This is a genomic window from Streptomyces sp. NPDC093018, from assembly GCF_040684035.1.
Taxonomy (GTDB): Bacteria; Actinomycetota; Actinomycetes; order Streptomycetales; family Streptomycetaceae; genus Streptomyces; species Streptomyces murinus.
In genome coordinates, this window is sequence record NZ_JBFBFF010000015.1 from 157,792 (window position 1) to 182,515 (window position 24,724).

Genomic DNA, 24,724 nt, shown 5'->3' on the forward strand with positions numbered 1-24,724 from the left:
CGGCGACCCGGCACCATCCGCCGCGCCGGTCCCCGCCGTCGTACGAAAGGCTTCCGCATGATCTCCGGGAACGGTCGTCACCGCCGCCCCCGTCAGGCTCCGGCCCTCCTCGTCGCGGCCGGCGTGACCGGCTCCGCCATCGCCATCCCGCTGCTCGGCGCCGCCGGCGCCCACGCGGCCGACGGCACCACCTGGGACAAGGTCGCCAACTGCGAGAGCGGCGGCGCCTGGAGCGCCGACCCGGGCAACGGGTACTACGGCGGCCTCCAGATATCCCAGGACGACTGGGTCGCGTACGGCGGCACGCAGTACGCCTCCTCCGCCGACCAGGCCAGCCGCTCGCAGCAGATCGCCGTGGCCGAGAAGATCCTCAAGGACAAGGGCACCTCGCCCTGGGCCACCTGCGCCCTGCTGTCCGGACTGACCTCGAACTCCGGTTCCGTGAACGTCGATCCGGGCACCGGCGACGGCGACGGCGACCAGGGCGGCGCCGCGACCGACCCGTCCGGACTGCCCGACCCCTCCGCCCCGGCGGGCACGCAGGGCGGCGACCAGGACGGCACCGGCTCCGGCACCGGCACCGGTTCGGGCACCGGCACCGGTTCGGGCACCGGCTCAGGGAAGACCTCCACCGACCCCTCCTCCTCGCCGACCCAGGGCTCCGGCAAGCAGACCGGCAAGCACGCGAGCCCGAACCCGGGCAAGCACACCGGCAAGCCCGGGACCGGCACCTCCAGCCAGGACCCGGCCGACCCGTCCTCGTCCGACCCGTCCTCCTCCAACGCCTCCGTCCCGGCCACGCCGTCCGCGCCCGCCGACGGCTCCGCGACCCCCGCGCCGTCCACCGGCACCCCGGACAACCCCCGGCAGACCGTCGGCTCTTGGAACCTGGTCGACACCGGGGCCCTCACCGGCGGACGCCACCGCGGCGGCAACGCGGACGAAAGCACGGCAAACGGGCAGAACGACTCGAACTCCGGTCGGCACGCCTCCCGTGAGCCGGGCAGCTACACCGTTCGCGAGGGCGACTCGTTGAGCGCCATCGCCGACTCCCTTGACGTCGAAGGCGGATGGCACGCGCTCTACGCCGCGAACAAGAAGGTCGTGGGCGCCGACCCGAACCACATCACCGCCGGTCAGACCCTGAAAGTCAGTGACGAAACGGACGCGGACCAGGGCTAGTTGACGCCCCACTTGATCGCTAAATGTCCGATTTGGCGAAAGTGTGGGATGAGTCTCAGAAGCCCTGATCGTCTTTGAAATTCCGCGGATCACCTGGCTACGGTCAAGGCCGCTCGTCACCACGAGCCCCGGCGGCCGCAACGCCGAATCCTGCCAGCGGCTGCCCGGGAACAGTCGTCGCGTCAAGCGCCGCAGGCAGGAGCGGGGGACCCAAGGTAAGTGCCGGGCCCGGCAGTTGATGCCGGACCGGCTTGGGGTGAAGCCACGCCTCCATGAGGAGGGGTGGCCGGGCAACTCAACCGGCCCGAACCCGACAGCTCACCTCGCAGGCGTCGGTGAGGGGATCGTTCCATGCTGTTTTCCGGCAAGGGCAAGCACCGTCGTCCGTCCAAGGCCGTCCGCGTCGTCACGCTCGCCGGTGTCACCGGTGCCGCCGTGGCCGCGCCGCTGATGGCCACCGGCACCGCTTCCGCCGCCACCGCCTCCCAGTGGGACGCGGTCGCCCAGTGCGAGTCCGGCGGCAACTGGTCCATCAACACCGGCAACGGTTACTACGGCGGTCTCCAGTTCTCCGCCTCGACCTGGGCCGCGTACGGCGGCACCGCCTACGCGTCGACCGCCGACCAGGCCACCAAGTCGCAGCAGATAACCGTCGCCGAGAAGGTTCTCGCCGCGCAGGGCAAGGGCGCCTGGCCGGTCTGCGGCACGGGTCTGAGCAGCACCCCGTACAGCGGCTCCGCCTCGACGACCCCCTCGTCGTCGGGCAGCACCGCCACCCGCTCCACGGACGAGCAGGCCGCCACGCGCTCCACGCAGCGCACCACCCCGGCGCCGACCAAGTCCACGAGCACCTCCACCGGCTCGTCCACGGGCAAGAGCAAGACCGTCACCACCCCGACCGGCAAGAAGGTCAAGAAGGGCGACGGCGAGTACAAGGTGGTCAAGGGCGACACCCTCAGCTCCATCGCGGCCGAGCACCACGTGGCCGGCGGCTGGCAGAAGCTGTTCGACCTGAACAAGGACATCGTCGACAACGCCGACCTGATCTACCCGGGCCAGCAGCTCCACCTGAAGTAGCCCGACCCGGCCGCGGCCGCCACGGGCTCCGCTGCAGGGGCCCGTGTGCGGGCCCCCGTACGGCGCTCGTCCGGCGGCCCGGCCGCACGGACCCGCCGGGCAGCCGCTCCCCGGCACCTGGTCCGCCGGACCCCTCAAGAACGGCAGCCCCCGCCGCCGTACCCCCAGGGGCCGCCCCCCGAGGCCCCCCCAAGGGCCACCCTCAGGGGCCGCTCCCCAAGGACCCCCCTCCAAGGGTCACCCCAGAGGCCGCTCCCCAGGGTCACCCCCCAAGAACCACCGGGCCCACCCCCCCCAGGGCCCCACGGTTCCCCCAGGCCCCCCAAGGCCCCCCGTCCCCCAAACCCCCCACTCCGGCGCGTTTCCCCCGTTCGCGCCGGGGTGGGGTCTTGTGTTTTCCCGGACTTCAGTCAGCTCTCATCCGCGAACCCCTTTGTTCCGGTGGTGAACAATGGGTACCGTCTGCATGTCCCGGTCGCCCACCAGACGGTCGGTCGGTGGTCGGCGACCCCGGGACGGTTAGGCTCTAGTCGCAAGGCGCAGCCGTACGGCCGCCGCCCCGCACTTCCAGCGTCACATCCAAGAAGGAGATGCTCGTGCCGTCCATCGACGTCGTCGTAGCCCGGGAAATCCTGGACTCCCGAGGCAACCCCACGGTCGAGGTCGAGGTCGGCCTCGACGACGGCAGCACCGGTCGTGCCGCCGTCCCGTCCGGCGCCTCCACCGGCGCCTTCGAGGCCATCGAGCTGCGCGACGGTGACCCGAACCGCTACCTGGGCAAGGGTGTCGAGAAGGCCGTCCTCGCCGTCATCGAGCAGATCGGCCCGGAGCTGGTCGGCTACGACGCCACCGAGCAGCGCCTGATCGACCAGGCCATGTTCGACCTGGACGCCACCGACAACAAGGGCTCGCTGGGCGCCAACGCCATCCTCGGCGTCTCCCTGGCCGTCGCGCACGCCGCCTCCGAGGCGTCCGACCTGCCGCTCTTCCGCTACCTGGGCGGCCCCAACGCGCACCTGCTGCCGGTGCCGATGATGAACATCCTGAACGGCGGCTCGCACGCCGACTCCAACGTGGACATCCAGGAGTTCATGATCGCCCCGATCGGCGCGGAGTCCTTCTCCGAGGCGCTGCGCTGGGGTGCCGAGGTCTACCACACCCTCAAGAAGGTCCTGAAGAGCAAGGGCCTGGCCACCGGTCTCGGCGACGAGGGCGGCTTCGCCCCGAACCTCGGCTCCAACCGCGAGGCCCTCGACCTGATCCTTGAGGCCATCAAGGAAGCCGGCTACGCGCCCGGCGAGCAGATCGCCCTCGCTCTCGACGTCGCCGCCTCCGAGTTCTACAAGGACGGCAAGTACCTCTTCGAGGGCAAGGAGCGCTCCGCCGCCGAGATGACGGAGTACTACGAGGAGCTGGTGGCGGCCTACCCGCTGGTCTCCCTGGAGGACCCGCTGTTCGAGGACGACTGGAGCGGCTGGAAGGTCCTCACCGACCGCCTCGGCGACAAGGTCCAGATCGTCGGCGACGACCTGTTCGTCACCAACCCCGAGCGCCTGGCCCGCGGCATCGAGGAGGGCTCCGCCAACGCCCTGCTCGTCAAGGTCAACCAGATCGGTTCGCTGACCGAGACCCTGGACGCCGTCGAGCTGGCCCAGCGCAACGGCTTCAAGTGCATGATGTCCCACCGCTCCGGCGAGACCGAGGACGTCACCATCGCCGACCTGGCCGTCGCCACCAACTGCGGCCAGATCAAGACCGGCGCCCCGGCCCGCTCCGAGCGCGTCGCCAAGTACAACCAGCTGCTGCGCATCGAGGAGATCCTCGACGACGCCGCGGTGTACGCCGGCCGCAGCGCCTTCCCGCGGTTTCGCTCCGCGAACCAGTAAGTACAGCAAGGGCTGAGTCGCCGGCCCGCCCCGGGCCACCTCTTGGCCAGTCGTACGTACGTCCCCGTACCCGGTCCCGTACCGTGTCCGGGGACGTACGCACGTGTGCGACCGCCCGAGCAGGGCGTGAAAGGGGAGGCGGAGAGCCGACATGGCCGCAAGGGACCGGGACCGTTTCTCCACCGCGACCAGGCTGCGGCTGCTCGGCGAGCAGACGGCCGCCCGGGTCTACCGCTCGCAGACCAAGCGGCAGGCCCGCCGCTCCCGGCTGACCGGCCGCGCCGCGCTGCTCGCGCTGGTGCTGTGCTCGCTGGTGGTCGCGCTCGCCTACCCGATGCGGCAGTACGTCTCCCAGCGCGCCCAGATCTCCGACCTCCAGCGGCAGCAGACCGATGCCCGCAAGCGAGTCGAACAGCTGCGCGACCTCAAGGCGCGCTGGCAGGACGACGCCTATGCCGAGCAGCAGATCCGCAGACGTCTGCACTATGTGATGCCCGGCGAGACCGGGTACGTGGTGGTCGACCCGGGCGCGGCCCGGCAGTCCCGCACCGACCTCAAGGCCGCCCACCGGCCCTGGTACACGAACATCTGGGACGGGGTCGACAAGTCCGACGCCTCCGCCCAGTGACCGCCCCACCAGCGACCCGGCCCCGACCGGCTCCGGCCCCGACCAGCGACCCGGCCCCGGCCGGTGACCCACAGAAAGCAACTCTGAAAGCAGTCATGGAAACCCCTCCGCCGCCCACCCCGCGCACCGAGCCCACCGACGCGGACGTCGAGGCCTTCAAGCAGCAGCTCGGCCGCCCCCCGCGGGGCCTGCGCGCCATCGCGCACCGCTGCCCGTGCGGTCAGCCGGACGTCGTGGAGACGGCGCCGCGCCTGCCCGACGGCACCCCCTTCCCGACGCTGTACTACCTGACGTGCCCCAAGGCCGCCTCGGCCATCGGCACGCTGGAGGCCAACGGCGTCATGAAGGAGATGACCGAGCGCCTGCAGAGCGACCCGGAGCTGGCCGCCGCCTACCGGGCCGCGCACGAGGACTACATCCGGCGCCGGGACGAGATCGAGGTCCTGCAGGGCTTCCCGAGCGCGGGCGGCATGCCGGACCGGGTGAAGTGCCTGCACGTCCTGGTCGGCCACTCGCTGGCCGCGGGACCCGGCGTCAACCCGCTCGGCGACGAGGCGATCGCGATGCTGCCCGAGTGGTGGCGCAAGGGCGCGTGCGTGACGCTCGCGCAGGAGCCCGAGGGGGAGGCGCAGTGACCCGGGTCGCCGCGATCGACTGCGGTACGAACTCCATCCGGCTGCTGGTCGCGGACGCCGACCCGGCGACCGGCGAACTGGTCGACCTGGACCGCCGGATGACGATCGTGCGGCTCGGCCAGGGCGTCGACCGCACCGGCCGGCTCGCCCCCGAGGCGCTGGAGCGCACCTTCGCCGCGTGCCGCGAGTACGCCGGGATCATCAAGGAGCACGGCGCCGAGCGGCTGCGCTTCGTCGCCACCTCCGCCTCCCGGGACGCCGAGAACCGCGAGGACTTCGTGCGCGGTGTGCTGGACATCCTCGGGGTGGAGCCGGAGGTCATCACCGGCGACCAGGAGGCCGAGTTCTCCTTCACCGGCGCGACCCGGGAGCTCACCGGCCGTACGGATCTCGCCAGGCCCTATCTGGTGGTGGACATCGGCGGCGGCTCCACCGAGTTCGTCGTCGGCGACGAGAAGGTGCGCGCCGCGCGCTCCGTGGACGTCGGCTGCGTACGGATGACCGAACGGCATCTGGTGCACGGCGGCGAGGTCTCCGATCCGCCCACCGAGGAGCAGATCGCCGCGATCCGCGCCGACATCGAGGCCGCGCTGGACCTGGCCGAGCAGACCGTCCCGCTGCGCGAGGCACGCACCCTGGTCGGCCTCGCCGGCTCGGTCACCACGGTCTCCGCGATCGCCCAGGACCTGCCGGACTACGACTCCGCGCGCATCCACCACTCCCGCATCCCGCGCGCCCGCGTCCGCGAGATCACCGAGCACCTGCTGCACTCCACCCACGCCGAACGCGCCACCATCCCCTCCATGCACCCGGGCCGGGTCGACGTCATCGGCGCGGGCTCCCTGGTACTCCTCGCGATCATGGAGCGCACGGGCGCCGAGGAGGTCGTCGTCAGCGAGCACGACATCCTCGACGGCATCGCCTGGTCGGTGGCGTGACTCTCTTTTGTTACCGGTCAGTAGCATCCGGCTGAGCAGGTCGGATAACGTTTGAGCGTCTTCGAGGGGCCCCCAGGGGCCCCTCGTTCGCACCCCGGCGGAAACCTTCGTGAAGTTCTTCACAAGGAAATGGGTCCTGACTGCTTCCCGAAGGGGACCACTTGGCCCTTCCGGGGGGTCAAAACCCGTTTGAACATGTTCAGATGAGGCGTGCAAAGATGGCCGGAAGGAGGGGTTCCACGGGCCGCCCCGGAGTCTCTACGATCACCTCGAAGACCCGGACCAGCAGCTCACACGGCCTTGACAACGGTACGAACCGCCTCGCGGTTCCTCCTCGGCGACATGATCTGCGTCACGCGGGCCGCGGAGTTTAGCACAGCCCCTCCAGAACCTTGTGAAGGGGCGCACGAGCCACCCCCCTTGAGCGGGTGGATACTCGATGCCATGAGCACCACGGAGCGTCCCAGGATCCTCGTAGTAGGCGGTGGGTACGTAGGCCTGTACGCAGCTCGGCGCATTCTCAAGAAGATGCGCTACGGCGAGGCGACCGTCACGGTCGTCGACCCCCGGTCGTACATGACCTACCAGCCCTTCCTCCCCGAAGCCGCCGCCGGCAGCATCTCCCCTCGCCACGTCGTCGTCCCGCTGCGACGCGTGCTGCCGAAGGCGGAGATCCTCACCGGTCGGGTCACCACCATCGACCAGGACCGCAAGGTCGCCACGATCGCCCCCCTCGTGGGCGAGGCGTACGAGCTGCCGTTCGACTACCTGGTCATCGCCATGGGCGCGGTCTCCCGCACCTTCCCGATCCCCGGCCTCGCCGAGCAGGGCATCGGCATGAAGGGCATCGAGGAGTCCATCGGCCTGCGCAACCACGTCCTGGAGCAGCTGGACAAGGCTGACTCCACGACCGACGAGGAGATCCGCCGCAAGGCGCTCACCTTCGTCTTCATCGGCGGTGGCTTCGCGGGTGCGGAGACCATCGGCGAGGTCGAGGACATGGCCCGCGACGCCGCCAAGTACTACAAGAACGTCTCCCGCGAGGACATGCGGTTCGTCCTCGTGGACGCCGCGGACAAGATCCTTCCCGAGGTCGGCCCGAAGCTCGGCCAGTACGGCAAGGAGCACCTGGAGAGCCGGGGCGTGGAGATCTACCTCTCCACCTCCATGGACTCCTGCGTCGACGGCCACGTGGTCCTCAAGAACGGCCTTGAGGTCGACTCCAACACGATCGTGTGGACCGCCGGCGTCAAGCCGAACCCGGCCCTGTCCCGCTTCGGTCTGCCCCTCGGTCCGCGCGGCCACGTCGACTGCGAGCCCACGCTCCAGGTCAAGGGCACCGACTACATCTGGGCCGCGGGCGACAACGCCCAGGTCCCGGACCTCGTCGGCCGCAAGGCGGGCAACGAGAACGCCTGGTGCCCGCCGAACGCCCAGCACGCGCTGCGCCAGGCCAAGGTCCTCGGCGACAACGTGGTCTCCGGTATGCGGGGCTTCCCGCAGAAGGAGTACGAGCACGCCAACAAGGGTGCGGTCGCCGGTCTCGGCCTGCACAAGGGCGTGGCGATGATCGTCCTGGGCAAGACCAAGATCAAGCTCAAGGGCCGTCTCGCCTGGTACATGCACCGTGGCTACCACGGTCTGGCGATGCCGACCTGGAACCGCAAGATCCGCATCTTCGCCGACTGGACGCTGGGCATGTTCCTCAAGCGCGAGGTCGTGTCCCTGGGCGCGATGGAGAACCCCCGCGAGGAGTTCTACGAGGCCGCCAAGCCGGCTCCGGTCGCCGCCGCGAAGACCGAGGCCAAGGCTTCCTGACCCCAGGTCAGCCGCCGTTCGTCGTACGACCCGAAGGACCTCCCGCCATCCGTGGTGCGGGAGGTCCTTCGGCGTTCCCGGACGCCGCTCCGCCCTTCCCGGCCCACCCAGGTGGTCACTGCAACTATTTTGCCCAGTCGTAACTCCTTCGCGGGACTGTGCGGAAGGCTCCACGGTGTTTACGTGGTATCCGGCATCCGGGATCTCGTCTTGGAGGTGTGCGTCATGGCAGACGCCGCGTCGCGGCTGAGCAGTCTTGCCGAGCAGGTACTGGGGGCCCCGCTCCCGGTAAGGCTGCGGGCCTGGGACGGATCACAGGCCGGACCCCCGGGCGCCCCCACGCTCATCGTGCGCAACCGGCGCGCTCTGCGCCGCATTCTGTTCAAACCGGGGGAGTTGGGCCTGGCCCGCGCCTGGGTCTCCGGCGACCTGGCCATCGAGGGCGACCTGTACACGGCGCTGGACGCCATGTCGGGCCTGATCTGGGAGCGCGACGACGACGATCGCACGCTCCTCCAGGCGCTGCGCGATCCGGCCGTCCGGGCCGCGGGCCGCGAGCTGCTGAAGCTCGCCGGGCCGCCGCTGCCGCCCGCGCCGCCGCAGGAGGAGGTCCGCAGGAGCCGCCATCTGCACACCCGGCACAGCGACAGACGCGCCATCAGCCACCACTACGACGTCGGCAACGACTTCTACGAGCTCGTCCTCGGCCCCTCCATGGTGTACTCCTGCGCCTACTGGGAGTCCTTCGACAAGGACGCCACCCTGGAGGCCGCCCAGCGCGACAAGCTCGAACTGGTCTGCCGCAAGCTCGGCCTCCAGGAGGGCCAGCGGCTGCTGGACGTCGGCTGCGGCTGGGGTTCCATGGCCCTGCACGCGGCCCGTGAGCACGGCGTGAGCGTCGTCGGCGTCACCCTCTCCCAGGAACAGGCCGGCTACGCCCGCAAGCGCATCGCGGACGAGGGCCTGACCGACAAGGTGGAGATCAGGGTCCAGGACTACCGGGACGTCTCCGACGGCCCCTTCGACGCCATCTCCTCCATCGGCATGGCCGAGCACGTCGGCGCCGAACGCTACCTGGAGTACGCGCGCCGGCTGTACGGCCTGCTGAAGCCCGGTGGACGGCTGCTGAACCACCAGATCGCCCGCCGCCCGCAGACCGACGAATCGGCCTACAGCGTCGACGAGTTCATCGACGCCTATGTCTTCCCGGACGGCGAACTCGCCCCGATCGGCACCACCGTCACGCAGTTGGAGCGCGCCGGGTTCGAGGTGCGCGACGTGGAGGCGCTGCGCGAGCACTACGCCCGCACCCTGCGCGAGTGGGTGACCAACCTGGAGGCCGACTGGGACCGCGCGGTCCGGCTGACCAGCCCCGGCCGCGCGCGTGTGTGGCAGCTGTACATGGCCGCCTCCGCGCTCGCCTTCGAGCACAACCGCATCGGCATCAACCAGGTCCTCGCGGTCCGCACCCCGCCCTCGGGCGCCTCCGTACTGCCACCGCGCACCCGCACCTGGCAGGTTTGATCCCCGCGGTACGACGAAGGGGCCCCGCTCCGGTGACGGAACGGGGCCCCTTGCCGATGCCGGGCGCTACTCGGCCTTGATGGCCGTCAGCATGTTCAGCCTGGCCGCGCGGCGGGCCGGCCACAGGGCGGCCAGGATGCCGACCACGCCCGCCAGCGCCAGGAAGAGCACCAGCCGGCCCCAGGGCAGGACCAGTTCGTACGTGGGCATCTTGGTGCCGAGCAGCTCACCGGCCGCCCAGCCGAAGAACACGCCGAGACCGATGCCGAGCACACCGCCGAAGAGCGAGATCACCAGGGACTCCAGGCGGACCATCCGCTTGACCGACCGGCGGTCCAGGCCGATCGCGCGGAGCATGCCGATCTCCTGGGAGCGCTCGAACACCGACATCGCCAGGGTGTTGATGACGCCGAGGACCGCGACGATCACCGCCATGCCGAGCAGGCCGTAGACCATGTTCAGCATCATCGTGAACATCTGCGCGATGTCGTTGGAGATGTCCTTCTTGTCCTGGATCTTGATCGCCGGGTTGGTGCCCAGGGCGCTCGTCAGCCGGTCCTTGGTCGCGGTCGAGGCGCCGTTCGCCGTCTTGACCATGACCTGCATGTCGGTGGGCTTGGCCAGATGCGGGGTGAGCACCTTGTTGTCGAGCATGATGCCGCGGATCATGTCGTTGCCGTCGTAGATCCCGGCGACCGTCAGGGTCCGCGCCTTGCCGTCCTCGAAGTGGGCGGTGAAGTGCGAGCCGGTCTTCCAGCCGTACTCCTTGGCCCGGACCTTGTCCACGACGACGCGGTCGCCGCCGACCGTGAAGCTGCCCCGGTCGATCTTCAGGTCCGTCAGCTCGGCGATGGACGCGCCGTCGACACCGGTCACGTACTCGGTGACGCCGTCGATGCGGGTCTCGGCGTTGCGCAGCGGGCTGCTGGCGCTCACGCCGTCGGTGGCGGCGATCTTCTTCGCCACGTCCGGGGAGAGCGGCGAGCCGTTGGCCATGGAGACCACGTAGTCGGCGCGGATCGCGGAGGCGGCCATCTTGTCGATGGACGACTGGAGGCTGCCCGCCATCACCGTCATACCGGTGATCAGGGTCAGTCCGATCATCAGCGCGGAGGCGGTGGCGGCCGTACGGCGCGGGTTGCGCACCGAGTTCTGGCGGGCCAGCTTGCCCGAGACACCGAACGCGCGCAGCAGCGGGGCCACGGCCGCGATCAGCGGGCGGGACAGCAGCGGGGTCAGCACGAACACGCCGATGATCAGCAGGACGGCGCCGAGCCCCATCGGGGCCTCGCCGGAGGAGGAGTCCATCGAGGTGGCGGCGACGATCACCGCGGCACCGGCCGCCGTGAACAGCGCGCCGATCGTGTTGCGCAGCACCAGCGACTTGGTGGTCGCCGTGGCGTGCACGCTGTTCATCGCCGCCACCGGCGGGATCTTGGCGGCCCGGCGGCCGGGCAGCCAGGCGGCGAGCATGGTGATGAGGACGCCGACCGCGAGGGCGGCCACCACGGTCCCCGGGCTGATCACGAGCGGCCCGTCGGGCATGCTCGCGCCGAAGGAGCCCACCAGGGCGCGCAGGCCCGCGCCGATGCCGATACCGGCGGCCAGTCCGGCCACACCGGCGACCGCGCCGACCACGAACGCCTCGATCAGCACCGAGCGGGTGACCTGGCGGCGGGAGGCGCCGACCGCCCGCATCAGGGCCAGTTCCTTGGTGCGCTGGGCGACCAGCATGGTGAAGGTGTTGGCGATGATGAACGTGCCGACGAACAGGGCGATCCCGGCGAACACCAGCAGGCCCTGCTTCAGGCCGCTCATCGAGTCGGCGATCGTCTTCGCCTGGTCGTCGGCGAGCTGCCGGCCGGTGGTGGTCTTCACCTGGTGCGCGGGCAGCGCCGCGTCGAGCGCGTCCTTGAGCGCGGCCTGGCCGGTGCCCGGCTTCGCCTTGACGTCGATCTCGTCGTAGGTGCCGTGCTTGCCGAACAGCTTCTGCGCGGTCGGCGTGTCGAACAGCGCGAGGCTGCCGCCCGCGGTCACATTGCCGTCGTCGGTGGTGAAGATGCCGACGACGGTCGGGGTGAGCACGGGGCCGTCGACCGAGAGCCGTACGGTGTCGCCGACCTTGTAGCCGGCCCGCTGGGCGGTCTTGGCGTCGAGCAGCACCTCGTTCGCACCGTGCGGCGCGTGGCCGCTGGTCAGCGGGTACCGGGCGTCCTTGGTGCCCCAGTAGTTGCCGCCGGTGGACTGCCAGTTGCCGCCGGCGAGCTTGCCGTGCTTGTCGGCGACGGCGGTGAAGCCGCTGACGACCCCGGTGGCGGAGGCGGCGCCGGGCACCTCGGCGGCCTTGTCGAGCGTGGCCTGGGTGAGGTCCGCCAGCTTGCCGACCTTGTCGCCCTCGGAGTCCTGGTACTTCGGTACGACGGCGACGTCGACGTGATCGAAGCCCTTGGCGGAGCTGTTCTGGTAGGCGTCGGAGATGGTGTTGGTGAAGACGAGCGTCCCGGAGACGAAGGCCACGCCGAGCATGACGGCGAGCACCGTCATCAGCAGCCGGGCCTTGTGCGCGAGGACGTTGCGCAGGGCGGTGCGGAACATCAGCTGGTCCGGCCCTTCGCGTCGAACTGCTTCATGGTGTCGAGGACCGAGTCGGCGGTCGGGGCGTACAGCTCGTCCACGATCCGGCCGTCGGCCAGGAAGATCACGCGGTCCGCGTAGGCGGCGGCCACCGGGTCGTGGGTCACCATGACCACCGTCTGACCCAGCTCGCGCACGGAGTTGCGCAGGAAGCCGAGGACCTCGGCGCCGGAGCGCGAGTCGAGGTTTCCGGTCGGCTCGTCACCGAAGATGATCTCCGGCTTGGAGGCCAGGGCGCGGGCGACGGCGACGCGCTGCTGCTGGCCGCCGGACAGCTGGGACGGCCGGTGGCTCAGCCGCCCGGACAGGCCCACCATCGAGATGACCTGGTCCAGCCAGGCCTTGTCGGGCTTGCGCCCGGCTATGTCCATCGGGAGGGTGATGTTCTCCAGCGCGGTCAGGGTCGGCAGCAGGTTGAAGGCCTGGAAGATGAAGCCGATCTTGTCCCGGCGCAACTTGGTGAGCTGCTTGTCCTTCAGCGAGCCCAGCTCGGTGTCGCCGATGCGCACGGAGCCGGAGGAGAAGGAGTCGAGGCCGGCCACGCAGTGCATCAGGGTGGACTTGCCGGAACCCGAGGGGCCCATGATCGCGGTGAGCTCGGCCTGCCGGAAGTCGACGGAGACCCGGTCCAGGGCGACCACCCGGGTCTCACCCTGCCCGTAGATCTTCGACAGCTCCGTGGCGCGGGCGGCCACGGCGGTGGCCGTGCCTGCGGTGGGTGTGGTGGTCACGGGACGGTGCTCCTCGGAACGATAGGTCGTGGGGACTTCTCTATCGTCCCGGTGCCCGGGGCCCGGGAAGTCAGCCGCTGTTCCGGTTCCCGGGGGCGACTCGGGGCGGACCGGGCGGGTGCCGTGTCATACCTGGGGAGGACCCCGGTCCCTGAGGCCGGGCAGGGGACCCCGGCACCAAGAACAGGGGGAGCGCCCTTCTTCGGACGGTGAAATTCCGTCATTTCACATACAGGTGCACATGCGTCACGTCACGCTACTGGCAAGTGCGGATGGCGAGTTCCGTGGTCTGATGCACCCTCAGACGTCAATAAAATAAGACAACATCGGTCCGACGTTCCGCTGTTCGGGGGATGCGTCCCGATAGGCTCGGACCCTCGAAGCGGAGCCCATGGCCTGCCCGGATGGTGGAATGCAGACACGGCGAGCTTAAACCTCGCTGCCCCTTCGCGGGCGTGCCGGTTCAAGTCCGGCTCCGGGCACCACCCATCTTCCACGCGCTCGGTCAGGTAGCAAGTTCGTCATGGAAGGCGATCACCCATGGCCGGGACGCACTCCTCCGCGTAGCGTGTGGGTCGACACGGCACGGGAAAGATCCTCCTCAAGTACCACGATCGATCCTTTGCCAATCCATTACGCTTGAGCCAAGGCTGCGCGAGGCAGCCATGGAGGAGTGAGATGAGGAGCAGCAACCCGGTCTTCTCGCGACGGGGCTTCAGCCGCGACAACGGCTACGCCGGCTTCAACGCCGCACCACAGGCCGGGTACGCAGGCGGCAACCCGTACGCGCAGAACCCCTACGCGCAAGGTGGCCAGAACCCGTACGCGCAGCAGGGCGGCTACGGACAGCCCGGCGTCCAGTACGGCGCCCCGCCGCAGGCCCCGGCCACCACCGGCCGGATGACGATGGACGACGTCGTCGTCCGCTCGGCCCTGACGCTCGGTACGGTCGTCCTGGGCGCCGTCCTTGCCTGGGCCCTGCTGCCGGTCTCGGCCACGAGCTACGGCCTGGCCGTCGGTTCCGCCCTGGTCGCGTTCGTCCTGGCGATGGTCCAGAACTTCAAGCGCACCCCGGTGCCCGCGCTGATCCTCGGATACGCGGCCTTCGAGGGCGTGTTCCTCGGTGTCATCAGCGAGATGTACAACAGCCGCTGGCAGGGCGCCCCCTTCCAGGCGGTGCTCGGCACCATGGCCGTCACCGGCGCCACCCTCCTTGTCTACAAGGCCGGCTGGATCCGCGTCACCGCGCGCTACGCCCGCATCGGCATGGCCATCGCGATGGCCTTCGTGGCCGTCATGGTGGTCAATCTGCTGCTGGTCGTGTTCGGCGTCGCCGAGGACGGCGGCCTGCGCAGCTTCGGCCCGCTCGGCGCGGTCGTCGGCATCATCGCGATCCTGCTCGGCGCGTTCTTCCTGACCCTCGACTTCAAGCAGATCCAGGACGGCATCGCCTACGGCGCGCCGCGCAACGAGTCCTGGCTCGCCGCGTTCGGTCTCACCGTCACCCTGGTGTGGATCTACCTGGAGATGCTGCGCCTGGTGGCGATCTTCACCAACAACGACTAGCGCCCGTACGGCGCGCAGTTCGGCCAAGGGCCCCGGGCTTCCCGTCCGGGGCCCTTCGCCGTCCGGGGGCGGGTGTCTCAGAGCAGCTTGCGGGCCGCCCTGCGCAGGTCGTACTCGTGCACGATGGCCTTGGCGTGGCCGTACGCCAGGTCGTACTCGTGCCTCAGCCAGGTGACCTTCTCCTCGAAGCGGAACAGGGCGGGGCCTTCTTCGACGGTGCGCAGCCAGTCGGAGACCTCACGACCGGTGCAGTGCGGGATGCGGGCGAGCATGTTGCGATGGGTCTCCTCGGAGAAGACTTGGGACATCGGCACCTCCGGGCGCAAAGGGGATGTGGGCCGGTCCTTTACGTCACCGTGCCCGAGGGTTCGCCTCTTGGCAACAGTGCGGCGCGTTACGCTCGGCGCGTGGTTGATACGACACCCCTGACCCAAGCAGTGGATCACTTCGCCGACCGGCTGCGCGCCGCGCCGCAGAGCAGGCTGCAGCGCAGCGCCGCCGGGGCCGCGCTGGAACTGGCCCGGGAGTTGGCCCGCCGGGCGCAGGCGGTGGAGGAGCCGGGCAGCGAGCCGCGGGAGATGCCGGACGCGGGGATGTTCGCGGTGGCCGATCAGATCGTGGTGGCCGCACACGACTTGGCGCTGGTGCTCAAGAACGACGAAGAGGTCGGCGAGGCGGTGCGGCTGGTCGAGGAGGCGCGGGGGCGGGCGGGGGTCTGAACACCCCACCCGGGGGTCTGAACGCGCCGCCCGGGGGTCTGGGCACGCAGCTCGGGGGTCTTAACGCGCCGCCCGGGGGTCTGAACGCGCCGCCCGGGTTTGGGACGGGATCGGGGGCCAAGGCGCCGTCAGGGGCGGCGCCGTCGTCCCGCCCTACAGGGACGCGATGACGCGGTCCGCCAGGATGTAGATCATGTCCTCGCCGCAGGCGAAGGTGAGCGTGTAGGCGCCGGAGATGCCCGAACCGCCCAGCAGATAGGGGGCCTCGCCCGCCGCCACGGCCCGCGCGAGGCGCTCGGCCGTCTCCCGGTGACCCGGCGTCATGCACAGCGTGGTGCCGTCGGCGAAGACATAGACGTCCAGGGTGCCGAGCGGACCGGGGCGCACATCGGACAGCTCCACGTGCTCCTCGGCCAGGTGCTCCAGCGTGCCGGCCGTGCGCTCGTGGTCGCCCGCGGCCGACTGGGCCGGGACGAAGTCCGGGTGGGAGGGGTGCCGGCGGCGGGCCGCGGCCAGCTCCGGGGACTCCCCGGCGAACTCGTCGGCGTCGGCGGCGGACTCCGCCACCGGCTCCAGGCCCGCGAAGTCGGACGGCCGCGGCAGGAAGGGCTCATGGTCGGGCAGGCCGAGCACCGAGGGCGCGTCGGAGGCGTCCCGGGCCTCCTGCGCGGCCCAGAAGGCGCGTGCCTCGGCGAGTTCCCGCTCCCGCTCCTCGGCGAGCGCCTCGGCCACGGCCGCGCGTATCCGCTCGGTGTCGGCGTGGCTGCGGGCGTGCGGCAGCAGTGCCTGCGTCGCCGCGGACTGGTTCTCCGCGAGCTGTGCCTGAAGCGCCGTGAGCTGACGGCGCAGCTTCAGCACGGTGCGCAGGACGGCGACGCCCACGGCGCCCGTGGCGGCCGTGGTGAGCAGCAGGGCGATCGGCATGGCGCTCACTGACGTACTCCCAGGTTCAAAGTCGACCCCCGACTTCCTACATCAGCTTGAAGGGTGGACTACCCAACTGTCAGTGCGTAACGTCACGAAACGGACAGTTCTTTGGCCTCGCGGTCACCTCCGGCGGTGAGCCGTCCGGTGCTGACCTGCGCCGATGCCCAGGGCGGGGGAGATAGGTCACATCCTGGGGGAGATTGGATCACAGAAAGGCCCAGAACCCGGCGGTTTCGCGGGTTCTGGGCCGATCCCTGACGTAAGGTGCCCGATTCGCTACGGACGGTTGGTCAGGTGTGCGCGGGCCGGGTCAGCTGAGGCGCTCGATGACCATCGCCATGCCCTGGCCGCCGCCGACGCACATCGTCTCCAGGCCGAACTGCTTGTCGTGCCACTGGAGGGAGTTGATCAGCGTGCCGGTGATCCGGGCGCCGGTCATGCCGAAGGGGTGGCCGACGGCGATCGCGCCGCCGTTGACGTTCACCTTGTCGAGGTCGAAGCCCAGCTCGCGGTAGGAGGGGATCACCTGGGCGGCGAAGGCCTCGTTGATCTCGACCAGGTCGATGTCGTCCGAGGTCAGACCGGCCCGGCGCAGCGCTTGCTTGCTGGCCTCGACCGGGCCAAGGCCCATGATCTCCGGGGAGAGGGCGGAGACGCCGGTGGAGACGATGCGGGCGAGCGGGGTCAGGCCCAGCTCGCGGGCCTTGGTGTCGCTCATGATCACCAGGGCGGCGGCGCCGTCGTTGAGCGGGCAGCAGTTGCCGGCGGTGATCAGGCCGTCGGGGCGGAAGACCGGCTTCAGGCCGGAGACGCCCTCCAGGGTGACGCCGGCGCGCGGGCCGTCGTCCTTGCCGACCACGGTGCCGTCGGGCAGCGTGACCGGGGTGATCTCGCGCTCCCAGAAGCCCGCCGCGATGGCCTGCTCGGCGAGGTTCTGCGAGCGGACGCCGAACTCGTCCATCTCCTGGCGGGTGATGCCCTTCCAGCGGGCCAGGTTCTCGGCGGTCTGCCCCATCGCGATGTACGCGTCCGGGACAAGACCGTCCTCGCGCGGGTCGTGCCAGCTGGTGCCCTCCTGCTGCGCGACGGCCTCGGTGCGGGCCTCGGCCTCGGCGAAGAACGGGTTGCGGGTGTCCGGGAAGCTGTCGGAGCTGCCCTTGGCGAAGCGCGAGACGGTCTCGACGCCGGCCGAGATGAAGACGTCGCCCTCGCCGGCCTTGATGGCGTGCAGGGCCATCCGGGAGGTCTGGAGCGAGGAGGAGCAGTAGCGGGTGATGGTGCAGCCGGGCAGGTGGTCCATGCCCATCTGTACGGCGACGATCCGGCCGAGGTTGTTGCCCTGCTCGCCGCCGGGCAGACCGCAGCCGAGCATCAGGTCGTCGATGTCCGTCGGGTCCAGCTCGGGCACCTTGGCGAGCGCGGCCTGGATGATCGTGGCGGCGAGGTCGTCGGCGCGCAGATCCTTGAGCGACCCCTTGCCGGCGCGGCCGATGGGGGAGCGGGCGGTCGAGACGATCACGGCTTCGGGCATCGGGGCTCCAGATGAACGCGGTGTTGTACAGGGCCGGTCTGGAAGTTACCCGCCCGTAGTTGACAGGTCATCGGTGTCGGGGTGTGACACTGACCGCAGTTTCTAAGCGCTTGCTTTGGCTGCGGGTGCCTTCGGCGGACGGGACGGGTGCCGGTCGGCGGGCCGGACGGACGCCATCGGCCGTCCGGACGGCCTCCGAGCGGGCGCTGGGCGGGCTCCGGACCTGCGTCGGGCGGGTGCCGGAGTGCGTCGGGCGGGCGCCGGAGGTGCGCCGGGCGGGCTCCCGGAGGGGCGTCAGACGGGCCCTGGGCGTGTGAGGCCCAGGGTACGGCGCACTCGCCCGCCCGGCGCCTGCCGTCAGGAGGACGGCGCCGCCGTCTCCGGCTCCGGGACCCGGCGGCGATGGCGCCGCTTGAGCAGCGCCCAGGGGCCGCGCGGCCCGGTCGGCATCGCGGCCGTGACCTCCGTACCGGCCTCCGCCGCCGCCTCGGCCGCCGCCCGTGCCACCGGCAGGAAGCCCTCGCGCCGGGTCAGGTCCGGCCGGTCCTCCTCCGCCGGCCACAGGCCCAGCGCCGCGCACACCGTGGGCAGTACGGCCATCGCCGCCGTGGCGTACCCCTCGGCCGAGGGGTGGTAGTTGTCGGGACCGAACAGCTCCCGGGGATTGGCAGCGAACTCGGGGCCCAGCAGATCGCCCAGCGAGACCGTGCGCCCGCCCTGCTCCACCGCCCCGATCGTCTGCGCCGCCGCCAGCTGCCGCGAAGCGCGCCGCGCCAGCCAGCGCAGCGGCTGCTGCACCGGCTCGATCGTGCCCAGGTCGGGGCAGGTGCCGACCACCACCTCCGCACCGGCCGTGCGCAGCCGCCGTACCGCCGCCGACAGATGCCGTACCGAACGCGTCGGCGGCATCCGGTGCGTCACATCGTTCGCGCCGATCATGATCACGCAGATGTCCGGCGCGGGCCGCCCGGCCGAGAGCACCAGCGCGACCTGGCGGTCCAGATCGTCGGACTGCGCCCCGGTCAGCGCCACGTTCCGCAGCTCCACCGGGCGTTCCGCGACCGCCGCGAGCCCGGAGGCCAGCAGCGCGCCCGGGGTCTGCCCCGACCGGTGCACGCCCTGCCCCGCGGCCGTGGAGTCGCCGAGCATCACCAGGCGCAGCGGCGGCTCGCCGGGCACGTCGTACGCCCGGCCGTACGTCCCCTCCGCGGCCGGTACCCGCTCGCCGGTGCCGTTGCCCACATGGCGCCGGGCCAGCCGTACCTCCGCGAGCAGCAGTCCGACCGCGGCCGCTCCGACCAGCCCGGCCCCGCCCCCGCCGTACGCCGCCCCGGCCGCGATCCGCCGGGCCACCCGCGCCCTCGACATGTTCGTCATGCGTCGCCGCCACCTCCTCGTAGCCGTACACCCACTCCTTGCCCCGTACAGGGCGTGCGCCAATCTCGACGGGGAGTGAACGACCGCCCGAGCAGCGCCTTGGGCCTTAGGCTGACGGCACCACTACGACCACTTTTTTGCAGCGACCGGAGACAACGGTGCGATTCCACGACTCGATGATCAGCCTCGTCGGCGACACCCCGCTGGTGAAGCTCAACAACGTGACCAAGGGCATCCAGGCGACCGTCCTGGCCAAGGTGGAGTACTTCAACCCGGGCGGTTCCGTGAAGGACCGCATCGCCCTGCGCATGATCGAGGCCGCCGAGGAGAGCGGGGAGCTCAAGCCCGGCGGCACCATCGTGGAGCCCACCAGCGGCAACACCGGTGTGGGTCTGGCGATCGTGGCCCAGCAGAAGGGCTACAAGTGCATTTTCGTATGCCCTGACAAGGTGAGCACCGACAAGATCAATGTGCTGCGTGCCTACGGCGCCGAGGTCGTCGTCTGCCCGACCGCCGTGGACCCGGAGCACCCGGACTCGTACTACAACGTCTCCGACCGCCTGGTGCGCGAGACCCCCGGCGCGTGGAAGCCCGACCAGTACTCCAACCCGAACAACCCGCTGTCGCACTACCACTCCACCGGTCCGGAGCTGTGGGACCAGACCGAGGGGAAGATCACCCACTTCGTGGCGGGCGTCGGCACCGGCGGCACCATCTCCGGCACCGGCCGCTATCTGAAGGACGCCAGCGACGGCAAGGTCCAGGTCATCGGCGCCGACCCGGAGGGCTCCGTCTACTCCGGCGGCTCCGGGCGCCCGTACCTGATCGAGGGCGTCGGTGAGGACTTCTGGCCGACCGCCTACGACCGCACCGTCGCCGACGAGATCGTCGCCGTGTCCGACAAGGACGCCTTCCAGATGACCCGCCGCCTCGCCAAGGAGGAGGGCCTGCTGGTGGGCGGCTCCTGCGGCATGGCCGTGGTCGCCGCGCTGCGCGTCGCCGAGCGGCTCGGCCCGGACGACGTGGTCGTCGTCCTGCTCCCGGACAGCGGCCGCGGCTACCTCTCGAAGATCTTCAACGACGAGTGGATGGCCGACTACGGCTTCCTGGAGGACGAGGGTCCGAGCGCCCGCGTCGCCGACGTCCTGAAGGACAAGGCGGGCGCGACCATCCCCTCCCTGGTCCACATGCACCCGGAGGAGACCGTCGGCCAGGCCATCGAGGTGCTGCGCGAGTACGGCGTCTCGCAGATGCCCGTCGTCAAGCCGGGCGCGGGCCACCCGGACGTGATGGCCGCGGAGGTCGTCGGCTCGGTGGTGGAGCGCGAGCTGCTCGACGCGCTGTTCTCCCAGCGCGCGTCCCTGTCGGACCCGCTGGAGAAGCACATGTCCGCGCCGCTGCCGCAGGTCGGCTCCGGCGAGCCGGTCGGCGACCTGATGCAGGTGCTGGGCACGGCGGACGCGGCGATCGTCCTGGTCGAGGGCAAGCCCAAGGGCGTCGTCAGCCGCCAGGACCTGCTGTCCTTCCTGGCCAAGGGCGGCGGCAAGTAGTCCCAACGACACAGGCCCCTTCCCGGGTGGGAGGAGGCCCGTGTCCGCGTGCGGGGTGTCAGCCGAACATTTTCATCTCGATCTCGACGCGCGCGATCTGCACCCCGGTCTCCTGGCGGAGTCGCCGCGCGGCCCACGTCACGGCGTCCTCCAGGCATGGCGCTGCCACCGTGCAGGGGAAGGACACGCCGTTCGGGTCCTGCTCCCATCCGATCTCGCCGCTGGCGAGCACATCCGAGTTGCAGAACCGGTCGGACTGCTCAGTCGACGGCCGCACCTCGGGGTACAGGGTGAACCACCACTCACGCACAGCCGCTGTGCTTACGTGTGAACTCGTCAATGCGCCTCGCCTCCAGGGCAGAACGGTGTGGCCGTGAGCACAGGAACGGGCCCCTCCAACGCGTTCGGAGGGGCCCGTTCCTGTGTGTGGTGCGTCAGGCGCTCTGGTCCGAGGTGAACTGGACGAACGCGGACCAGGAGTTGGTGCGGAAGGTGAGGGTTCCGGCGTCGCGGTTCTTGGTGTCGCGGACGGGGACGGTGCCGGGGATGTTGGTGGCGACCTCGATGCACTGGCCGCCGTTGTTGCTGTACGAGGACGTGAACCACTGCGGGTTGTCGGTCGTCACGGGGTGCCCTTTCGTAACTTGCTGATCATGGCCACGGATGCCGCCTGCGACAGCGCTTCGGCCTGCAGTTGATGGTAGGCCGTGAGCAGGGGCAGGACCGACGTGCTTTCCCGTTCGAGATGGCCCTGTTGAGCAGACTCGGCATACGCCATGAGTGAGCGGTCCGGCATGGTCAGCACGGTTACCGGCAGATCGAAGGGGCGATGCTCGCCCATAGCGAATGGGGCAACTTGCAGGACAGTGTTGGGCTGCTCGGCGAACTCAAGCAAACGAGTCAACTGAGCGTCCATGGTGCCCCCTTGGCCGATGGGGCGTAACAGGCAGCTTTCGTCCAGTACGGCGAACACGTGGGGCGGCGGTTTCCGAGCGAGTGCGGCCTGCCGATCCGCGACGATCGTCACCCGCTCGCGGGCTTGCTCAGGCGTGATCGCTCCACGTTTTACGGCGCTGTCTGCCAGAGCCGACGTGTACTCCGGTGTCTGAAGCAGGCCAGGGACAACGCCCACCTCATAGAGCCGGATCTCAGCTGATCGTCCTTCGTACGTGACGAACTCCGGGAACCCTTCCAGTAGCGCACCGTGCCGCATGTCGCGCCACTCTCGCTCGAACGAGTCGACCGCCCCGACCAGGCCGAACACCTGGTCGAGCTTGCGTGAAAACCGGAGGGTTGGCGGTTTGCGGGCAGTTTCAATAGCCGAAATATGCTGACTGGAATAGTCCAGCTTCTCCGCCAGCTCCTCCTGAGTCCACCTCTGCTCCTCGCGCAGCCTGCGCATACGCGCGCCGAATGCTGCTGCGGGGCTGGACTCCGGGTCCAACTCCCTGCGATTGACCATGTCGCCGCAACCCGCCCTTCCTATCTGGCCCATTGAAGGATCTCTGAGTCTAGGCAACTCTGAAGGCGCTCGGTAGCGACTCCGCTACACAGAGGAGTGGTTGAGAAAGGCTGGGCGATGCACCCCCACACCAGCATGGCCATCGAGGTCGCGGAGATCACCAACTCTCTGGCTGCGGTTTTGAACGACGCGGCCATCAAACTCCCCCAGTTCCACGCACGGTTGGCCCCCAACGAGTGCCGGGACTTCGTCATCCGACTGGGTGACTGCAACGTACGGCAGGGACGTGCCCTGCTCTGCCTGCTGCTCGACGGACTGGTGCTGCGGCAGCGGTACCCCTCCGAGTTGCCGACGGGCGCCCCGGTGAGATCCGGGGAGTGCGGGCTGCGGCCGGACGACATGCCGGCCAGGCTGAAGTGCGCCTTCAGTCAGGCCGGTTGGCTGGTCGACGTGGACGTCGTCCAGACGGCGTGGGGACCGCGCCTGGCCTTCCGTCACGGCCTGCGGCTGGACCACGTGGAGGAGCTGATCCTGACGGTCGAGGCCGGCGTCAGGGCCAGGGTGATCAAGGCTTGACGATGACCCTCGCGGTGTACCGGGTGGACCGCCGGGGGAACCGGCACGTGGTGCGGAAGGCGCACGAGGTGACGCCCCTCAAGCGGCCCGAGTTCTCCAGCGCTTGGCCGCCGTGTCGATGCCCGAGGCACCGCGACAGCAACCGCCCATGAGGGCCCGGCCCTTGACACGAGGCTTCTGCCTCCTGTGCCGCCACACCAAGTACGTCCTCTGGATCGGTCCGGTCGAGCACGACGGACAGCGCGCGCCTGCCTACGCCTGCGAGGACTGCTGCGCGTTCGTACGGACCTACATCCACCAGTGCAACCAGCGGTGGGACCAGCGTCCCGCCACCTGACCGACCTTCACCGCAACCTCGCCCGGGAGCCCACGATGTTCCGATGCAAGGCCACGACCGGCTTGGACGACGCCGTCCTCGCCCTCGCGATGCAGATCCCGTCCCCGCGAGCGGACATCGACTGGGCGGCGTCCCGCTCGCTGCGGTGCCTGCTCGAAGACGTGCCGCACGACCACCACGCGGCGTTCCTCCGCACCGGCGCGAGCGCGGCCCCGGACTCCGACGTCTACGTGTGCTGGCGCGACGGGGCGTCCGAGCAGTGGTTCGAGGACATCGAGTGCTGCATGAACAGGCCGACCCCGCTGGCCCCGGGCTGCACCCTCTTCAAGGACCACCCCGGCCGGTGCGACTGGCAGTACGCCGACCCCGAGGACCCGGCCATCCAGGACGCGGCCGACCGGCTCACCCTGTGAGCGGGGCGGTCGCCACTCGAAGGGATCTGGTAGCGCTCGACCTGCGAGCGGTTCAGGCGTCTTCCTGCTCAGGCCGCTATGTCCGACCGCAGCCGGGCGAGCGTGTGCTGCGCCTGCTCACGGACGTCGGGCAGGGAGCCGCTGGCGCGAATGACCCGCTGGACCTGGTGCGGCAGGCGGTGCAGTTCGGCGCCCCGCAGAGCGGAGCGCATCTGCTCGCCCGCCGCGCCACGATCGCCGCGACGCACCAGGACTTCGCCGGCGGTGATCGCGGAGATGACGCGCCACTGCGGGCTGGCCTGCAGACCCGGTGCGGGAGAGCGTTCAAGCAGGTCCACGGCCTGCTGGGTCCGGCCCGTGGCGGCCAGCCCACGCAGTTCCACCTCGTGGAGGGTGAACTCGGAGAACAGTGGGGTGACGCCGGCGGTATCGAGCAGGCTCCGGCCTTCCGCCACGGCCTCGTCGAACACCTTCGCCGCACCGGCGGTCCCTGCGGCGCGGGCCAGCAGGATGACGGCCGCCGCGCGGTCGTCCGGCGTGCGGGAGAGGTCGCGGGCGCGGCCGAGCCGCTCAAGAGCGGCGTGGTGCAGGCCGGCCTTGCGCAGTTCGTTGCCGTGGTGGCGCAGGGCATGGGCGTGCAGGGGGCGCTCGTCGAGGCGGCGGGCGATGGCTACGCCCTTGCCGGTCCAGCGAGCTGCGGTGGCGAGGCGTTCTTCGGGCAGGACATGGCCGAGGGTGACGCCGAGGCCGACGCGGGCGCGGGCGAGCAGGTGCAAGACGTCGGTGTGGCCGTCGGCGGCTCTGGCTTCCAGGCGGGCGATGAGGGGCCAGAGTTCGTCGACGGCTGCGGCGGCGTGGCCGGCCTGGCGGGCGATGTCGGCCAGTCGCAGGACGCTCTCCCCGAACTGGATCACGGCGCGGTGGTCTCCGTCGGCCTCGTCGGTGATGCCGAAGACGTGGGGAGGCAGGCCAAGGCACTCGGCGATGTGCCGCAGCGCTCCGATGCCGGTGATGGTTCGGCTGCCGGTCTCCACCCTGGAGATGTACGAGGTGGAGTAGCCGAGGAGGGCACCGAGTTCTTCCTGCGGGAGCTGGTTCAGCTGCCGGTAGAAGACGAGGATCTCGGGCAGGCTCCGGCGACGCAGGATGTCCTGGGCCCGGGGAGTCGTCCAGTGCCAGCGGATGCCGCCATGGGCGTTCGGCCGGCCCACCG

The 24,724-nt window shown here is 70.4% G+C and carries 24 protein-coding genes, 1 tRNA gene and 1 riboswitch; of the genes, 15 read left to right on the plus strand and 10 right to left on the minus strand.

Features of this window, described 5'->3' with window-relative positions; translation table 11 throughout:
• Positions 1–57 precede the first annotated feature (57 nt).
• The 8 genes from AB0N90_RS28645 to AB0N90_RS28680 all read left to right on the plus strand — a co-directional run bounded on the left by AB0N90_RS28645 (position 58) and on the right by AB0N90_RS28680 (position 9,688).
• On the plus strand, positions 58–1,182 hold the full coding sequence (locus tag AB0N90_RS28645) for a transglycosylase family protein (RefSeq protein WP_365201473.1): 1,125 nt from the start codon (positions 58–60) through the stop codon (positions 1,180–1,182).
• Positions 1,183–1,359: 177 nt separating this feature from the next.
• Positions 1,360–1,529, plus strand: a riboswitch (cyclic di-AMP (ydaO/yuaA leader).
• A gap of 4 nt (positions 1,530–1,533) precedes the next feature.
• Positions 1,534–2,259, plus strand: a complete 726-nt coding sequence (locus AB0N90_RS28650) for a transglycosylase family protein (protein ID WP_361673878.1) — start codon at positions 1,534–1,536, stop codon at positions 2,257–2,259.
• A 590-nt stretch (positions 2,260–2,849) separates the two neighbouring features.
• Positions 2,850–4,145: a phosphopyruvate hydratase gene (gene eno, locus AB0N90_RS28655; protein WP_037653719.1), complete on the plus strand. Its 1,296-nt coding sequence runs from the start codon at positions 2,850–2,852 to the stop codon at positions 4,143–4,145.
• Positions 4,146–4,296: 151 nt separating this feature from the next.
• Positions 4,297–4,773: a septum formation initiator family protein gene (locus AB0N90_RS28660; RefSeq protein WP_365201477.1), complete on the plus strand. Its 477-nt coding sequence runs from the start codon at positions 4,297–4,299 to the stop codon at positions 4,771–4,773.
• Between the two features lie 95 nt (positions 4,774–4,868).
• Positions 4,869–5,408 carry a DUF501 domain-containing protein gene (locus AB0N90_RS28665; RefSeq protein WP_361673874.1) on the plus strand — a complete coding sequence of 180 codons (540 nt, stop codon included), beginning with the start codon at positions 4,869–4,871 and terminating at the stop codon, positions 5,406–5,408.
• A complete protein-coding gene (locus AB0N90_RS28670) occupies positions 5,405–6,346 on the plus strand; it encodes a Ppx/GppA phosphatase family protein (RefSeq protein WP_365201480.1) in 942 nt (313 codons plus the stop codon). The genes AB0N90_RS28665 and AB0N90_RS28670 overlap by 4 nt, the downstream gene beginning before the upstream one ends.
• Before the next feature lie 444 nt (positions 6,347–6,790).
• Entirely contained in the window at positions 6,791–8,164 is a 1,374-nt protein-coding gene (locus tag AB0N90_RS28675) for an NAD(P)/FAD-dependent oxidoreductase (protein ID WP_078967253.1), read from the plus strand.
• A gap of 225 nt (positions 8,165–8,389) precedes the next feature.
• A complete protein-coding gene (locus AB0N90_RS28680) occupies positions 8,390–9,688 on the plus strand; it encodes a cyclopropane-fatty-acyl-phospholipid synthase family protein (protein ID WP_365201483.1) in 1,299 nt (432 codons plus the stop codon).
• Positions 9,689–9,754: 66 nt separating this feature from the next.
• Here the strand turns inward: AB0N90_RS28680 and AB0N90_RS28685 are convergent, their stop codons facing one another.
• Entirely contained in the window at positions 9,755–12,283 is a 2,529-nt protein-coding gene (locus AB0N90_RS28685; protein WP_365201486.1) for an FtsX-like permease family protein, read from the minus strand.
• A complete protein-coding gene (locus AB0N90_RS28690; protein ID WP_361673866.1) occupies positions 12,283–13,053 on the minus strand; it encodes an ABC transporter ATP-binding protein in 771 nt (256 codons plus the stop codon). Before AB0N90_RS28690 ends, AB0N90_RS28685 begins: the two co-directional genes overlap by 1 nt.
• Positions 13,054–13,451: 398 nt before the next feature.
• Between AB0N90_RS28690 and AB0N90_RS28695 the strand changes: the two genes are divergently transcribed.
• Both AB0N90_RS28695 and AB0N90_RS28700 read left to right on the plus strand, forming a co-directional pair.
• Positions 13,452–13,538, plus strand: a tRNA-Leu gene (locus AB0N90_RS28695).
• Positions 13,539–13,731: 193 nt separating this feature from the next.
• Positions 13,732–14,619: a Bax inhibitor-1/YccA family protein gene (locus AB0N90_RS28700; protein WP_361673864.1), complete on the plus strand. Its 888-nt coding sequence runs from the start codon at positions 13,732–13,734 to the stop codon at positions 14,617–14,619.
• 77 nt (positions 14,620–14,696) lie between these two features.
• Here the strand turns inward: AB0N90_RS28700 and AB0N90_RS28705 are convergent, their stop codons facing one another.
• Positions 14,697–14,927, minus strand: coding sequence for a DUF4287 domain-containing protein (locus tag AB0N90_RS28705; protein ID WP_037653570.1), 231 nt, complete (start codon positions 14,925–14,927; stop codon positions 14,697–14,699).
• A 99-nt stretch (positions 14,928–15,026) separates the two neighbouring features.
• Between AB0N90_RS28705 and AB0N90_RS28710 the strand changes: the two genes are divergently transcribed.
• Positions 15,027–15,338, plus strand: a complete 312-nt coding sequence (locus AB0N90_RS28710; protein ID WP_365201490.1) for a hypothetical protein — start codon at positions 15,027–15,029, stop codon at positions 15,336–15,338.
• Between the two features lie 153 nt (positions 15,339–15,491).
• Here the strand turns inward: AB0N90_RS28710 and AB0N90_RS28715 are convergent, their stop codons facing one another.
• The 3 genes from AB0N90_RS28715 to AB0N90_RS28725 all read right to left on the minus strand — a co-directional run bounded on the left by AB0N90_RS28715 (position 15,492) and on the right by AB0N90_RS28725 (position 19,173).
• Positions 15,492–16,271 (minus strand): hypothetical protein, encoded by a 780-nt coding sequence (locus AB0N90_RS28715; protein WP_365201493.1) that lies wholly within the window; start codon positions 16,269–16,271, stop codon positions 15,492–15,494.
• A 304-nt stretch (positions 16,272–16,575) separates the two neighbouring features.
• Complete coding sequence (locus AB0N90_RS28720) at positions 16,576–17,796, minus strand: acetyl-CoA C-acetyltransferase (protein ID WP_361673858.1); 1,221 nt, start codon at positions 17,794–17,796, stop codon at positions 16,576–16,578.
• 357 nt (positions 17,797–18,153) lie between these two features.
• Positions 18,154–19,173, minus strand: a complete 1,020-nt coding sequence (locus tag AB0N90_RS28725) for an SGNH/GDSL hydrolase family protein (RefSeq protein ID WP_365201494.1) — start codon at positions 19,171–19,173, stop codon at positions 18,154–18,156.
• A 158-nt stretch (positions 19,174–19,331) separates the two neighbouring features.
• Between AB0N90_RS28725 and AB0N90_RS28730 the strand changes: the two genes are divergently transcribed.
• Positions 19,332–20,723: a cystathionine beta-synthase gene (locus AB0N90_RS28730; RefSeq protein WP_365201497.1), complete on the plus strand. Its 1,392-nt coding sequence runs from the start codon at positions 19,332–19,334 to the stop codon at positions 20,721–20,723.
• Positions 20,724–20,781: 58 nt separating this feature from the next.
• On the opposite strand, the gene AB0N90_RS28735 is transcribed toward AB0N90_RS28730, so the two are convergent.
• The 3 genes from AB0N90_RS28735 to AB0N90_RS28745 all read right to left on the minus strand — a co-directional run bounded on the left by AB0N90_RS28735 (position 20,782) and on the right by AB0N90_RS28745 (position 22,185).
• Positions 20,782–21,033 (minus strand): hypothetical protein, encoded by a 252-nt coding sequence (locus AB0N90_RS28735; RefSeq protein ID WP_365201500.1) that lies wholly within the window; start codon positions 21,031–21,033, stop codon positions 20,782–20,784.
• Positions 21,034–21,157: 124 nt separating this feature from the next.
• Positions 21,158–21,349, minus strand: a complete 192-nt coding sequence (locus AB0N90_RS28740; RefSeq protein WP_365201502.1) for a DUF397 domain-containing protein — start codon at positions 21,347–21,349, stop codon at positions 21,158–21,160.
• Positions 21,346–22,185, minus strand: a complete 840-nt coding sequence (locus AB0N90_RS28745; RefSeq protein ID WP_161218984.1) for a helix-turn-helix transcriptional regulator — start codon at positions 22,183–22,185, stop codon at positions 21,346–21,348. Before AB0N90_RS28745 ends, AB0N90_RS28740 begins: the two co-directional genes overlap by 4 nt.
• Before the next feature lie 117 nt (positions 22,186–22,302).
• Here AB0N90_RS28745 and AB0N90_RS28750 point away from each other — a divergent pair, with 117 nt between their 5' ends.
• The 3 genes from AB0N90_RS28750 to AB0N90_RS28760 all read left to right on the plus strand — a co-directional run bounded on the left by AB0N90_RS28750 (position 22,303) and on the right by AB0N90_RS28760 (position 23,511).
• Positions 22,303–22,761 (plus strand): hypothetical protein, encoded by a 459-nt coding sequence (locus AB0N90_RS28750; RefSeq protein ID WP_365201504.1) that lies wholly within the window; start codon positions 22,303–22,305, stop codon positions 22,759–22,761.
• A gap of 163 nt (positions 22,762–22,924) precedes the next feature.
• The gene (locus AB0N90_RS28755) at positions 22,925–23,098 is read left to right on the plus strand and encodes a hypothetical protein (RefSeq protein WP_158101310.1); all 174 of its coding nucleotides are present in this window, start codon (positions 22,925–22,927) and stop codon (positions 23,096–23,098) included.
• Between the two features lie 35 nt (positions 23,099–23,133).
• Positions 23,134–23,511, plus strand: coding sequence for a hypothetical protein (locus AB0N90_RS28760; RefSeq protein ID WP_365201506.1), 378 nt, complete (start codon positions 23,134–23,136; stop codon positions 23,509–23,511).
• A 68-nt stretch (positions 23,512–23,579) separates the two neighbouring features.
• Here AB0N90_RS28760 and AB0N90_RS28765 read toward each other — a convergent pair whose 3' ends face one another.
• Positions 23,580–24,722 (minus strand): helix-turn-helix transcriptional regulator, encoded by a 1,143-nt coding sequence (locus AB0N90_RS28765; protein ID WP_365201508.1) that lies wholly within the window; start codon positions 24,720–24,722, stop codon positions 23,580–23,582.
• Positions 24,723–24,724 lie beyond the last annotated feature (2 nt).